8 protein-coding genes and 1 pseudogene are annotated in these 13,642 nt (G+C 59.7%); 6 read left to right on the plus strand and 3 right to left on the minus strand.

Annotation, left to right across the window (positions count from 1 at the left end; all coding sequences use genetic code 11):
• Positions 1–23 precede the first annotated feature (23 nt).
• The 4 genes and pseudogenes from rpoC (at position 24) to V6Z91_RS09720 (ending at position 7,364) form a co-directional block, all read left to right on the plus strand.
• Positions 24–4,268 (plus strand): DNA-directed RNA polymerase subunit beta', encoded by a 4,245-nt coding sequence (gene rpoC, locus V6Z91_RS09705; RefSeq protein WP_338769729.1) that lies wholly within the window; start codon positions 24–26, stop codon positions 4,266–4,268.
• Positions 4,269–4,353: 85 nt separating this feature from the next.
• A pseudogene (locus tag V6Z91_RS09710) lies at positions 4,354–5,204 on the plus strand (DNA-directed RNA polymerase subunit beta'); the annotation flags it as partial.
• Between the two features lie 142 nt (positions 5,205–5,346).
• Positions 5,347–6,711, plus strand: a complete 1,365-nt coding sequence (locus tag V6Z91_RS09715) for an AAA family ATPase (protein WP_338769732.1) — start codon at positions 5,347–5,349, stop codon at positions 6,709–6,711.
• Positions 6,708–7,364, plus strand: a complete 657-nt coding sequence (locus V6Z91_RS09720) for an RloB family protein (protein WP_338769734.1) — start codon at positions 6,708–6,710, stop codon at positions 7,362–7,364. Before V6Z91_RS09715 ends, V6Z91_RS09720 begins: the two co-directional genes overlap by 4 nt.
• A 206-nt stretch (positions 7,365–7,570) precedes the next feature.
• Here the strand turns inward: V6Z91_RS09720 and V6Z91_RS09725 are convergent, their stop codons facing one another.
• The gene (locus V6Z91_RS09725) at positions 7,571–7,786 is read right to left on the minus strand and encodes a hypothetical protein (protein WP_338769736.1); all 216 of its coding nucleotides are present in this window, start codon (positions 7,784–7,786) and stop codon (positions 7,571–7,573) included.
• Between the two features lie 142 nt (positions 7,787–7,928).
• Positions 7,929–10,706, minus strand: a complete 2,778-nt coding sequence (locus tag V6Z91_RS09730; RefSeq protein WP_338769738.1) for a pitrilysin family protein — start codon at positions 10,704–10,706, stop codon at positions 7,929–7,931.
• An 87-nt stretch (positions 10,707–10,793) separates the two neighbouring features.
• Here V6Z91_RS09730 and V6Z91_RS09735 point away from each other — a divergent pair, with 87 nt between their 5' ends.
• Entirely contained in the window at positions 10,794–11,402 is a 609-nt protein-coding gene (locus tag V6Z91_RS09735) for an ArsR family transcriptional regulator (RefSeq protein WP_338769741.1), read from the plus strand.
• A 10-nt stretch (positions 11,403–11,412) separates the two neighbouring features.
• Here the strand turns inward: V6Z91_RS09735 and V6Z91_RS09740 are convergent, their stop codons facing one another.
• Positions 11,413–12,843 (minus strand): ATP-binding protein, encoded by a 1,431-nt coding sequence (locus V6Z91_RS09740; protein ID WP_338769743.1) that lies wholly within the window; start codon positions 12,841–12,843, stop codon positions 11,413–11,415.
• A 212-nt stretch (positions 12,844–13,055) separates the two neighbouring features.
• Between V6Z91_RS09740 and V6Z91_RS09745 the strand changes: the two genes are divergently transcribed.
• A complete protein-coding gene (locus V6Z91_RS09745) occupies positions 13,056–13,502 on the plus strand; it encodes an acyl-CoA thioesterase (protein WP_338769745.1) in 447 nt (148 codons plus the stop codon).
• Positions 13,503–13,642 lie beyond the last annotated feature (140 nt).

Consider the following 13,642-nt stretch of genomic DNA (forward strand, 5'->3'; position numbering starts at 1 on the left):
TTCATCACTACCTGGAGTGATACATGAAAGCCCTGCTCGATTTATTCAAGCAAGTACAGACGAACGAGACCTTCGACGCGATCAAGATCGGTCTCGCCTCGCCTGAAAAAATCCGTTCGTGGTCCTACGGCGAAGTCAAGAAGCCGGAAACCATCAACTACCGTACCTTCAAACCCGAGCGGGATGGCCTGTTCTGCGCCAAGATCTTTGGCCCGATCAAGGACTACGAGTGCCTGTGCGGCAAGTACAAGCGCCTGAAGCACCGCGGCGTGATCTGCGAGAAGTGCGGCGTGGAAGTCACGCTGGCCAAGGTGCGCCGCGAGCGCATGGGCCACATCGAACTGGCTTCGCCGGTCGCCCACATCTGGTTCCTGAAGTCGCTGCCGTCGCGCCTGGGCATGGTCCTGGACATGACGCTGCGCGATATCGAACGCGTGCTGTACTTCGAGGCATATGTCGTGACCGATCCGGGCATGACGCCGCTGAAGAAGTGCCAGATCATGTCGGAAGACGACTACGCCGCCAAGTACGAAGAGTACGGCGACGACTTCACCGCCTTCATGGGTGCCGAGGGTATCCGTGAACTGCTGCGCTCGATCGACATCCACCGCGATGCCGAAACGCTGCGCGTGGAACTGAAGGAATCGAAGTCCGAAGCGAAGATCAAGAAATACGCCAAGCGCCTGAAAGTGCTGGAAGCGTTCCAGCGTTCCGGCATCAAGCCGGACTGGATGATCATGGAAGTGCTGCCGGTGCTGCCGCCGGAACTGCGCCCGCTCGTCCCGCTGGATGGCGGCCGTTTCGCCACGTCCGACCTGAACGACCTGTACCGCCGCGTCATCAACCGTAATAACCGCCTGAAGCGCCTGATGGAACTGCGCGCTCCGGAAATCATTACGCGTAACGAAAAGCGCATGCTGCAGGAAGCAGTGGACTCGCTGCTGGACAACGGCCGTCGCGGCAAGGCGATGACCGGCGCCAACAAGCGTCCGCTGAAGTCGCTGGCTGAAATGATCAAGGGTAAGGGCGGCCGTTTCCGTCAAAACCTGCTGGGCAAGCGCGTCGACTACTCGGGCCGTTCGGTCATCGTGGTGGGTCCGCAGCTGAAACTGCACCAGTGCGGCCTGCCGAAGCTGATGGCCCTGGAACTGTTCAAGCCGTTCATCTTCAACAAGCTGGAACTGATGGGTCTCGCAACGACCATCAAGGCCGCCAAGAAGCTGGTTGAACAGCAAGAGCCGGTCGTCTGGGACATCCTGGAAGACGTGATCCGCGAACACCCGATCATGCTGAACCGTGCGCCGACGCTGCACCGCCTGGGTATCCAGGCGTTCGAGCCGGTGCTGATCGAAGGCAAGGCCATCCAGCTGCACCCGCTGGTTTGCGCGGCGTTCAACGCCGACTTCGACGGTGACCAGATGGCAGTCCACGTGCCGCTGTCGATCGAGGCGCAGATGGAAGCCCGCACGCTGATGCTGGCTTCGAACAACATCCTGTTCCCGTCGAACGGCGAACCGTCGATCGTGCCGTCCCAGGATATCGTGCTGGGCCTGTACTACGCGACGCGCGAGGCGATCAACGCCAAGGGCGAAGGCATGCTGTTCCCGGACGTGTCCGAAGTGATCCGTGCCTACGACAACAAGGAAGTGGAACTGGCCACGCGCATCACCGTGCGTATCGTCGAGAATCCGCGCGATCCGGCGACGGGCGAGTTCGTCCGTACCGTCACGCGTTATGAAACGACGGTCGGCCGCGCCATCCTGTCCGAGATCCTGCCGAAAGGCTTGCCGTTCAGCGTGCTGAACCGCCCGCTGAAGAAGAAAGAGATCAGCAAGCTGATCAACACGTCGTTCCGCAAGTGCGGCCTGCGTGCCACCGTGGTGTTCGCCGACCAGCTGATGCAGTCGGGCTTCCGCCTGGCAACCCGCGCCGGTATCTCGATCTGCGTGGACGACATGCTGGTGCCGCTGGAGAAGAAGACGCTGATCGCGACCGCCGAGTCGGAAGTGAAGCAGATCGAACAGCAGTACGCTTCCGGTCTGGTGACCGCTGGCGAGCGCTACAACAAAGTCGTCGACATCTGGGGCAAGACCTCGGACGAAGTCGGCAAGGCGATGATGGACCAGCTGAAGGTCGAAGACGTCGTCAAGCGCGACGGCACGAAGACCACGCAGGAATCGTTCAACGCGATTTACATGATGGCTGACTCGGGTGCACGTGGTTCCGCAGCCCAGATCCGCCAGCTGGCCGGTATGCGCGGCCTGATGGCCAAGCCGGACGGTTCCATTATCGAAACGCCGATTACCGCGAACTTCCGCGAAGGCTTGAACGTGTTGCAGTACTTCATCTCGACCCACGGCGCTCGTAAAGGTCTGGCGGATACGGCACTGAAGACGGCAAACTCGGGTTACCTGACCCGCCGCCTGGTCGACGTGACGCAGGACCTGGTCGTGACCGAAGACGATTGCGGCACCTCGAACGGAACGCTGATGAAGGCGATGGTCGAGGGCGGTGAAGTCATCGAGGCACTGCGCGACCGTATCCTGGGCCGCGTGGCGCTGAACGACGTGGTCAATCCTGAAACCCAGGAAACCGCGTACGAAGCCGGCACGCTGCTGGACGAAGACATGGTCGAAGACATCGAACGCATGGGCATCGACGAAGTCAAGGTCCGCACGCCGCTGACCTGCGACACGCGTTACGGCCTGTGCGCCAAGTGCTACGGCCGCGACCTGGGCCGCGGCATGCTGGTCAACACCGGCGAAGCGGTCGGCGTTGTCGCTGCACAGTCGATCGGCGAGCCGGGTACCCAGCTGACGATGCGTACGTTCCACATCGGTGGTGCGGCATCGCGTGCGGCGGTGGCATCGTCCGTCGAAGCCAAGTCGAACGGCACCGTGCGCTTCACGGCCACGATGCGTTACGTGACCAACGGCAAGGGCGCCCAGATCGTCATTTCGCGTTCCGGCGAAGTGCTGATCACGGACGACCACGGCCGTGAGCGCGAGCGCCACAAGGTGCCGTACGGCGCCACGCTGATCGTCAAGGATGGCATGACGATCAAGGCCGGCGCGCCGCTGGCGACCTGGGATCCGCTGACCCGTCCGATCATTACCGAGTACGCCGGTACGGTGCGCTTCGAGAACGTCGAGGAAGGCGTGACCGTGGCCCGTCAGGTGGACGAGGTGACCGGTCTGTCCACGCTGGTCGTGATCGACGCGAAACGCCGTGGTTCGCTGACCAAGACCATGCGTCCGCAGGTGAAACTGCTGAACGAAGACGGCCAGGAAGTGAAGATCGCCGGCACCGAACACGCCGTGGCGATCGGCTTCCAGGTCGGCGCACTGATCATGGTGAAGGACGGCCAGCAAGTGTCCGTGGGTGAAGTGCTGGCACGTATCCCGACGGAATCGCAGAAGACCCGTGACATTACCGGTGGTCTGCCGCGCGTTGCCGAACTGTTCGAAGCCCGTTCGCCGAAGGATGCCGGCATGCTGGCGGAAGTCACCGGTACGGTGGCGTTCGGTAAAGAGACGAAGGGCAAGCAGCGCCTGGAAATCACCGACATGGACGGCAACAAGCACGAGTTCCTGATCACGAAGGACAAGCAGGTGCTGGTGCACGACGGCCAGGTGGTGAACAAGGGCGAGATGATCGTGGACGGCCCGGCCGATCCGCAGGACATCCTGCGCCTCTTGGGTATCGAAGCGCTGGCCCGCTACATCGTCGACGAAGTGCAGGACGTGTACCGTCTGCAGGGCGTGAAGATCAACGACAAGCACATCGAGGTGATCGTTCGCCAGATGCTGCGTCGTGTCCAGATCACCAATGCAGGCGACACCGACTACATCGTGGGCGAGCAGGTCGAGCGTTCGGAATTGCTGGAAGAGAACGACAAGATGGAAGCGGCGAACAAGCTGCCGGCAACGTACGAAAACGTGTTGCTGGGTATTACCAAGGCATCGCTGTCGACCGACTCGTTCATCTCTGCCGCATCGTTCCAGGAAACCACCCGTGTGCTGACCGAAGCCGCGATCATGGGCAAGCGCGACGGCCTGCGCGGCCTGAAGGAAAACGTGATCGTCGGCCGCCTGATCCCTGGCGGTACCGGTCTGGCGTTCCACCGCGCCCGCCGCGAGAAGGAAGTGTGGGAAGCGGAAGAACGCAACGCCCTGCTGCAAGCCGAGCGCGCGGCACTGTCCGGTGCGGAAGAAGTTTCCGATGCTCCGGAGATCGTGCAGCATCAGCACGACGCTGGCGAGATCTAAGCGTAGCGAGCAGCCTTCGGGCTGCACAGCAAAACGGCACCGGAAGGTGCCGTTTTTTTATCTGTTCGCGTCGGAAAATTACCGTGGCTTGCCCGGCGTTGCCGAGCTGTTCGAAGCACGTTCGCCGATGGATGCCGGCATGCTGGCGGAAGTCACCGGTACGGTGGCATCCGGCAAGGAGACGAAGGGCAACCAGCACCTGCAAATCACCGACATGGTCAGCCACAAGCACGAGTTCCTGATCACGAAGGACAAGCAGGTGCTGGTGCACGACGGCCAGGTGGTGAACAAGGGCGAGATGATCGTGGACGGCCCGGCCGATCCGCAGGACATCCTGCGCCTCTTGGGTATCGAAGCGCTGGCCCGCTACATCGTCGACGAAGTGCAGACGTGTACCGTCTGCAGGGCGTGAAGATCAACGACAAGCACATCGAGGTGATCGTTCGCCAGATGCTGCGTCGTGTCCAGATCACCAATGCAGGCGACACCGACTACATCGTGGGCGAGCAGGTCGAGCGTTCGGAATTGCTGGAGAGAACGACAAGATGGAAGCGGCGAACAAGCTGCCGGCAACGTACTGGAATAAAACGCGCGTGCTGCTCGGTATTACCAAGGCATCGCTGTCGACCGACTCGTTCATCTCGGCCGCGTCGTTCCAGGAAACCACCCGCGTGCTGACCGAAGCCGCGATAGGGCTAAGCGCGACGGCCTGCGTGGCCTGAAGGAAACGTGATCGTCGGCCGCCTGATCCCTGGCGGTACGGGTCTCGCGTTCCACCGCGCCCGCCGCGAGAAGGAAGTGTGGGAAGCGGAAGAACGCAACGCCCTGCTGCAAGCCGAGCGCGCAGCATTGGCCGGTGCAGCATCAGCACGACGCTGGCGAGATCTGATCCTGCAAGTAGCAGCCTTCGGGCTACACATGAAAACAGCACCGTGAGGTACCGTTTTTTTTGCGTCAAATGCTTGCCTCGCATCAATGCTACACTCGGGCTTCTGTGAAAAAATCACACTTCTCGATGGATTTCGCTGGCATGGAGCCTTCAGCGCCGCGTATAGTGTGAAAAAAACGCGAGGAAAAAATGATCATATCGTTCTCAGTAGAAAATTTCCGTTCTTTTTCCGAAGAGCAAACTTTCTCATTAGTAGCTAGCCCACGCATTTCAGGAGCTCACCCGAACCATGCGGTAGCAATTCCTAATTCGAAGGAATCAGTGCTAAGTGCATCTGTGCTATATGGAGCGAACGGTGCCGGTAAATCTAATTTATTTAAAGCATTGCGGTTTTTAAAAAATTCCGTTTTAAGTACTAGAAAAAAAGGCAGCGGCACTGGCCGAGAGCCATTTCTTTTTTCAGACTCACCTAATCCCAGATCTTCCTTTGATCTTCAGTTCATCGCAAGAGATAAAGTCTATCGCTTTGGTATAACAATCGATGATGCAAAGGTTGCAGAAGAGTGGCTGGTAAAGGTTTCAAACGGAAGAGAAAGAGTAATATATGAACGCATCACCGCAGATGATGGGACGGTGACTATTGAGTCGCCGGGATTAAAGGATAAGCGGCTGCATGCCCTAGCGACAGTTGGGGGGCTTCCAAATCAGACATTTCTAGCAACTGTAAATGCAACTTTAGAAGAGGCCTCATTTGGTTCCGATTTGGCTGCAGTTTTAGGATGGTTTAAAAACTCTCTAAGGTTAATTGCGCCTACAGAGTCGTACCAAGCTCTCGGACATCATTTTTCTGAAGATGTCGACTTCCTGGAATTTGCTGGGGAATACTTGCGCGCCTCATCTACCGGAATTGATAGCTTAGAGGTGGAAAAAAAGGAAATCTCGTGGGATGAACTCAGTCGATTGCTACCTAAAGAAAAAGTGACTAAACTTATCGATGATTTAAATGAGGATGAGCGCGGGATGGCTCTTATTAGGTTGGGGGAGGGGAACGAAGTAGTATTGGAGCGATCCTCCGAAAGCCATTTTTATAAGATTACTGTTAATGCGATCCACAAACATTCGCATGATCAAAGAATTTCTTTACATCTTGCGCAAGAGTCGGATGGCACACGTAGACTACTAAATCTGCTTCCAGCATTGCGCCATGTAAGAACAAGCGATGCAGTCTACTTTATCGATGAGATTGATCGCAGTATGCATCCAATATTGGTCTGGAAATTTTTAGAATTTTTCTTAAAATCGTGCGAAGGGGCACACCGTCAGATTATAGTAACAACGCATGAGTCTAATCTCCTCGACTTAGAGCTCTTGCGGCGTGATGAGATCTGGTTTGCTGAGAAGGATGGGTCGGGTGCTACACACCTGCATTCTTTAGCTGATTTCAAAGTTCGGAAGGACTTGGAGATAAGAAAGCACTATCTTCAAGGTCGCTTTGGTGGGATTCCCTACCTTGCAAACTTAGATCGGCTAGTTGAAACAGAGGAATGTGCATGACGTTATTGTCTAGGCGAAAACGTCCAATTAGACGGGAGCAGAGGGGCTATCGTGACGATCGGCTGTTTGTTATCGCATGCGATGATCGGTACGCGCCTAAACAGTATTTCGATTCTTTTGAGATCCCTAGGATCCAAGTGCATGTTATACCTACAGAGGACGGTAAGTGCGGTGCCGAGCACGTACTCGAACGATTACTGAGAGTGGATTGTGAACCCGACGACGAACGATGGTTAGTTCTCGATACCGATCACTACGTTAAGCGCGAACATTTGCGCACTTTTACACGTGTGCTCCAGGAGGCACGTCAGAAAGGGATTCAATTAGCACTGAGCCGATCATGTTTTGAAGTCTGGCTGCTTTTGCATTTTGTAGAGCCTAAAGAAGTCGTAAATTTGAAGAATGCGAAGGCGGTCTCCGAAGCTCTCAAGGCGGTTCTAGGAGAATATGACAAAACTGCATTGGATTGTGAGCGCTTTTCGTTTAAGAGCGTAGTCGATGCATGTAGAAGAGCAGCCGAGCTTGATAAGGAAGTTGAAGGCGGCGATATCCCTGCATCAAACACAACACGGGTATATTTACTATGGAAGTCCATTGTTCAGAAAGCACTTCGGACGCAATTGCCCCTCGATCTAATCGTTTTGCTAGAGTAAAGTGCTAAGCCGCCTCAAGAATAAAGGCTTACAAGGCTAATCGTAAAGGTAGGCAAGTGCGAGTGCGCGACGTCTAAGCGATAACCGTAAGGTATCGGACCCTCCAAGAGCGTGCAGCACCAGCACGACGCTGGCGATATCTAAGCGTAATGAGCAGCCTGCGGGCTGCACAGCAAAACCGCACCGAAAGGTGCCGTTTTTTTTTATCAGGGCAGTTGCGGTGCCCGTTGATTGCGGAAGGCCGGTGCCTGCTGCCTGGCGGTTGCGCCACCCAGCTCATCCCTCGGTGTGGAAGAACCCGGCTCCACGATCACGAGGTAGTTGCCGGCATTGGCCGGCTCCCAACGCAATTCGGTGGCAATGAAGGTGACCGCCGCAGTGCCCATCAGGATGGCAATCGCCTGAAGATATGTTCGGTTCATGAAACCCCTCTCGTTGGACGCTGGGTGACTTGCAAACGGCGGTCTTGATGCCAGCCGGAAATGCCATCCTACTCAGCCGCGATGACGGCAGTTTGACCTGCCTCAAACATTGCTTACAGTCATTGCAATTCCGCAACGGAACCTATCGCACGTGCTTGCCATCGGTGTCGAGCACGGTCACCTCGCCCCAGCCCAGCGACCGGATGCCCGGTTCGATCTTCCGCAGGTCGCCCACCACGACCCACACCAGTTCTTCCGGCCGGATGAACTTGCCCGCGGCACCCGCCAGTTGCGGCGCTTTCAGCGCGCGCATGTTCGCCGCGTAGCTCGCCCAGTAATCCTCCGGCAGCCCCAGGTTGACCGTCTCCAGCGCGGCGGCCTCGAGGGCATTGATCGTCTCGAACCGCCCGGCCAGGCGCGTGGTCATATTGCGCATGATGCTCGTGAATTCCTCGCCTTCGATCGGGCGGGCGCCGGCGATGCCGCGCACTTCCCTGGCTACTTCTGCCATCGCTTCCTTCGTCTTGTCCGTCTGCACCGGTGCCAGCACGAAGAAGTGGCGCGGGCCGCGCACGCTGGTCAGGCGGCCCACGCTGCCGTAGCTCCAGTGCTTGTCCAGCCGCAGGTTGCGGTTCAGGCGCGACGTGGCCATGCCGCCGAAGTTCTGCATCACCGGTTCCATCGCCAGGTCTTCCGGCTGGCCCGGCGGCAGCGACAGGTGGCCGGCCAGGATCGTCGATTGCAGCGCGTCGGGCTTGTCGATCAGGTAGATGCGTTTCGCCGGGGCGGAAGCGGTTGCCGCCACGGGCGCCTTCGCCGGGGCGCGGCCGGCCTGCCACTTGCCGAACGACGTTTCCAGCAGCGGCACCACCTTCTCCAGCGTGGTATGGCCAGTGACGACGATCGTCGCGCTGCCCGGCTTGAACCACTCGCCGTGCCAGCGCACGAGATCCTCGCGCGCCAGGCTCGCCACCGAGCTCTCGAAGCCGGAGGCGGGCAGGGCGTAGCTGCTGCCCGCGCCGTACAGGAGGGCCGGCAGCGTGCGCAGCGCCAGTGCGTTCGGCTGCGCCTTTTCCTGCGCGATGCCGGCCAGGCGGCGCTGTTTCGCCAGCGCGAACTGGTCGGTGGGAAAGGCCGGCGACAGTGCCGCTTCAGCCAGCAGCGCCAGCGACGGCGCAAGGTTCGCCGACGTCGCCTGCAGGCGCACCAGCGACATGTCCGACCCCGTACCCGTGGACAGGCGCGCGCCCAGCGATTCGAGCGCGTCCGACATCTGGTACGCATCCCGTCGCTTCGTGCCTTTGTCCAGCAATTCCAGGGTCAGCGAGGCGAGGCCCGCTTTTTCCGGTGTGTCGGCCGCCGTACCCGCATCGATCGCGAGCGCCACGTTCACGATGGGCGCGGAGTGCCGCTCCAGCAGCACGACCTTCAGGCCATTGGAGAGCGTGGCTTTCTGCATGGCCGGGAACTTCACGTCGGGTGCCTCGCCCAGCGCGGGCAGCACCTTGCGGTCGACCGTGGCAGCCGCCGCGGAAAGTTTCGCGAACGGCTTGACCGTCATCGTGTAGTGCGGGGCGCGCAGCCATTGCGCGGCCGTTGCCTTGAGCGCGGCCGGCTGGGCAGCCGCCATGGTGTCGAGCTGCTTCAGGTAGGCGCCCGGCGCGCCGCCGTATGTCATGCTCTCGGCCAGCACGTCCGACCGGCCGCCGAAGCCGCCCAGCCGTTCGATATTGCGCGCGAACCCGGCGAGCGAGCTTGCCTTCACACGCGTCACTTCCTGTGCTGTCGGACCCTTGTCCAGCAATTCGGCGAGCACGGCATCGAGTTCCTTTTCCACCAGCGCGGGGTCGATGCCGGCTTTCACCGTCACGGCGATATCGAAGGTACTCGACAGTTCATTGACATCCACGCCGGCAGAGACGCCGGTCGCCAGCTGCTTTTCATCGATCAGCCGGCGGTTCAGCCGCGCGTTCTTCGAATTGGCCAGCACATCGGAAAACATGCCGAGCTTTACCACGTCGAGGTCGCGCCAGCCGGGCACGTGCCAGCTACGGTAGATGCGCGCCTGCGGCACGCGGTCTTCCATCTCGTCGCGCACATTGGCGTCCAGCCGGGGGATCCAGGCATCCAGGCGCGGCAGCGGCGGGCCGGGCGGAATCGACTCGAAATATTTCTTCACCAGAGCCAGGGCCCGCTCCGGCGTGATGTCGCCGGCGAGCGAGATCACCGCATTGTTGGGGCCGTAATACGTGTGGTACCACTCGCGGATATCGTCCAGCGAGGCGGCCGCCAGGTCTTCCATGCTGCCGATCACGGGCCAGGAATACGGGTGCGAATACGGGTACATCCTGGCCGACTTTTCCAGGTGCACGCGGCCATACGGCTGGTTCTCGCCCTGGCGCTTTTCGTTCTGCACCACGCCCCGTTCCCGCTCCAGCATTTCCTTTGAAATGTAATTGCCGAGGAAGCCCATGCGGTCCGCTTCCAGGTACAGCGTGCGCTCCAGCGCGGAGACGGGCACGTCCTCGAAGAAATTGGTGCGGTCGGTGTTCGTGGTGCCGTTGCGGTTGTTCGCTCCCAGGTCGTCCATCGCTTCGCGGAAACCGTGCGGATAGTTCTCGGAGCCGTTGAAGAAGAAGTGCTCGAACAGGTGCGCGAAGCCGGTCTTGCCGCGCCTTTCGTTGCGCGAACCCACGTGGTACCAGATGTTCACGCCTACCACCGGCACGCTGTGGTCTTCGTGCACGATCAGGGTCAGGCCGTTTTGCAGCACGAATGTCTTGTGGGGGATGGCGTAGGCCTGCCGCTGGTACGGCGCGGTGCGCAGCGTCTCGGGTGCGCTCTTCGGTGCGGCCGGCGCGGCCATGATTCCGGCGCTGGCGCAAGCCAGCGTGAACGCGAGGGCAATCGTACGTTTCATGGCACTCCCGGGCGAGGTCGATCCGGCCATTGTAGCGTGCCTGAACCTCAATATTATCGTTATGCTCATCATGCTAATATCTGGCTCATGATCCCATCGGCCCTGTTTACTCCCGCCCAGCAGAAAGTGCTGGGCTTGATGTTCGTGCGCGTGAACGAAGGGTTTCACCTGAACGAGATCATGCGGCTGACCGGGCTTGGCAGCGCTTCGGCGCAGCGGGAGTTGCGGCGGCTGCACGAAGCCGGTCTGATCCTGTCGGAACGGATCGGCAATGTGCGCCAGTTTCGGCCGAACAAGGACAGTCCCGTCTACGAGGAATTGACGAGCATCGTCAGGAAGACGTTCGGCCTGCAGAGCGTATTGCACTCCACGCTGGGGCCGCTGCGCAAGGAGCTGGCGGTGGCCTTCATTTATGGCCGCACCGCGAAGGAGCAGGAACCGACGAGCGATGCGGTGGAGCTGTTGCTGATTGGGGAGAACACCACGTACGGCGAATTGCTGACCCGCTTGCCCGTGGCGGAGCGCATCCTGCGCCGGAAGATCAATCCGAACCTCTATTCGCTGCCGGACTTCAAGCGGCGCGTGCGGGAGCAGCAGGCGTTCATCCTGAACATGCTCGAGGAACGCAAGCTGTTCGTGCTGGGCGATGAAACTGACCTGGACAGTATCGTGCAGCAAGCGCAGGCCGAGGCCTGATTTTCCGGCATTAATTGGCCTGGCCGGGGAGCGGCAAGTCGTCCGCCAGGGTGCGGCCCGTCGCCTGGGCGGGCAAGGCGCGTTCGAGCGGGAAGCCGAGAGTGAAGCGCGTGAAATCGCCCACCACGGATTCGCACTGGATCGTGCCGCCGAACGCCGTCACCACCTTGTGGCAGAACGCCAGGCCCATGCCGGTGCCGCCGCCGCTCTTGCGGGTGGTGTAGAACGGCTCGAACACGTGCGGCAGCACGTCCGCCGCGATGCCATGGCCGGTATCGGTGACCACCAGCAGGTTCTGGTCCCGGCCCCGGAAGCATTCCACCACCACCGAACCGTTGCCTTTCGACTTCACTGCCTGCAACGCATTCTTCAACAGGTTGTACAGCACATAGACGAGCAGGGTGTCGGAACCGTAGAAGCGGAAGTCCTCGCTCACCCGCACGCTCACTTTTTCGCGCTCACGGTCGGTGAACGGGTAGCAGGCCAGCGCTTCATCCACCACCTGCTTGGCTGAATGCATGGCGAAATTGTCCCGCTCCAGCGAGCCCACGCGGGCAGATGCCAGCAGCATGTCGACGATGAAGTTCGAGCGCGACACTTCGGCCTCGATATGGCGGGCGATCTCGCTCAGGTATTCCAGCTGCTCTTCGTTCAGGCCAGGCGCCTGCGAGCGCCGGTAGCCGGCGATCAGCTCGGGCAGGTTGCGGGCCAGCACGCGCGACTGGCTGCGGATCGTGGCCAGCGGCGTGCGCACCTCGTGGGCGATGCTGGCCGCGGTGGCGAGCGGATCGGCCAGCAGGTTGTGCCGCACCATGGCCTGGGCGATCAGGCCCAGGCTGGCGGCGATGAACAGTACGCCCGGAGGATAGAACTCCACGCCGTAGTTGCACAGGTAATCGACCGATGCCACCGCGTAGATCAGGATGCTCACGAAGCAGTAGCGCAGCCGCGCCTTTTCTGTCGACAGCGCCACTTGCTGCCGGAGGTACAGCAGGTACAGGCCGCGCAGGATCACGATCGCGGTCTGGGCAAGATAAAGCGGGTGCAGCCAGCCGGCTTGCGGATAGAAGCCGTAGAAATACGAGTGCAGGCCGGCGAGCAGCCAGTCGGTGGAAGGGATCAGCAAGGCCAGCACGGCGGCCAGACCGTAACTGGCGTGCACGAACATGCGTTCCGTGCGGCGCCCCGTAAGCTCGGCGATGAAGTGGTACAGCGTGGTGGGCAGGAACAGGATCGGCAGGTAGCCGAGCCGGGCGAGGATCAGCGCCGTCTCTTCATTCTCGACCTGGAACAGCAGTGCCCACGTGGCTTGCCAGAAGAACGTGGTGATGCAGATGAGGAAGAAGGTCAGGCTGGCGCGGTTCGTGCCGCGCGAATTCAGCACGTACGCGCCGTAGCTGAGGAATACCAACGACACCAATCCCGGCAAGATCGAATACATGCGCGCTCCCATGGGAGATTACATTGAACAGGCAAGCGATCTTAGCAACAGAAAATCGCGAAGTGCGTGTCAAGTTCCCCGTAATCGTACGAAGGTTGCGTTTAGTCAAAAGTGCGTCATGCTTTACGGCAAAAAGTAGAGGTGTTCGGAATCTTTCCGAAAATCACGCCCAGTATCCAAAAGGCGCGGCAACCACTTCTCAGGAGCAACCCATGTATATGCATGCCAACGTAGCAAACGACGCCAACATCGACGCTGAACTGACCTTCCAGCACCAGCTGTCGATCTACCTCAAGGATTCGAACGCCTATGGCAACACGTATTTTGCGCGCTATTTTGAATGGCAGGGGATTTGCCGCGAAAAATGGTTTTACGAGTGCATTTCACGCGACATGTTGCAGCAGGAAGGGGTGTTCATCACCAAGCACGCCGAGCAGGATTACCTGCAGGAGACGTTCCCTTTCCAGGACATCACCTGCGAGGTCAACACCTACGACATCAAGCGCTGTTCGTTCTGGCTGGAATTCCGCTTCTACGCGAACGGCGAGCTGGTGGCGACAGGCCGCCAGCAACTCGTGTTCGCCAGCCATACGAAGCAGATCAAGGCGCTGCCGGAACTCGTGCTCAAGCGTATCGGCCGTTATGCGCTGAAGAAGTGATGAGGGACTGGCCGCCGTCCCGGTGCAGCCGATCGGACAGCTCAACCACCGCCCGGGCATGATACGCGCGCCCAAACAATGCCGCGTTCTCGTTGCCACGTTTCGTCCAGCCCCTGCATCAGGCAGTATGTAATACCCCC

The sequence above is a fragment of the Massilia sp. METH4 genome (genome assembly GCF_037094685.1).
Lineage (GTDB): Bacteria > Pseudomonadota > Gammaproteobacteria > Burkholderiales > Burkholderiaceae_D > Rugamonas.

Bases quoted from the DNA above. Each gene is read 5' to 3' on its own strand.
- rpoC (WP_338769729.1), top strand. From the start codon at position 24: ATGAAAGCCCTGCTCGATTTATTCAAGCAAGTACAGACGAACGAGACC.
- V6Z91_RS09715 (WP_338769732.1), top strand. From the start codon at position 5,347: ATGATCATATCGTTCTCAGTAGAAAATTTCCGTTCTTTTTCCGAAGAG.
- V6Z91_RS09720 (WP_338769734.1), top strand. From the start codon at position 6,708: ATGACGTTATTGTCTAGGCGAAAACGTCCAATTAGACGGGAGCAGAGG.
- V6Z91_RS09725 (WP_338769736.1), bottom strand. From the start codon at position 7,786: ATGAACCGAACATATCTTCAGGCGATTGCCATCCTGATGGGCACTGCG.
- V6Z91_RS09730 (WP_338769738.1), bottom strand. From the start codon at position 10,706: ATGAAACGTACGATTGCCCTCGCGTTCACGCTGGCTTGCGCCAGCGCC.
- V6Z91_RS09735 (WP_338769741.1), top strand. From the start codon at position 10,794: ATGATCCCATCGGCCCTGTTTACTCCCGCCCAGCAGAAAGTGCTGGGC.
- V6Z91_RS09740 (WP_338769743.1), bottom strand. From the start codon at position 12,843: ATGTATTCGATCTTGCCGGGATTGGTGTCGTTGGTATTCCTCAGCTAC.
- V6Z91_RS09745 (WP_338769745.1), top strand. From the start codon at position 13,056: ATGTATATGCATGCCAACGTAGCAAACGACGCCAACATCGACGCTGAA.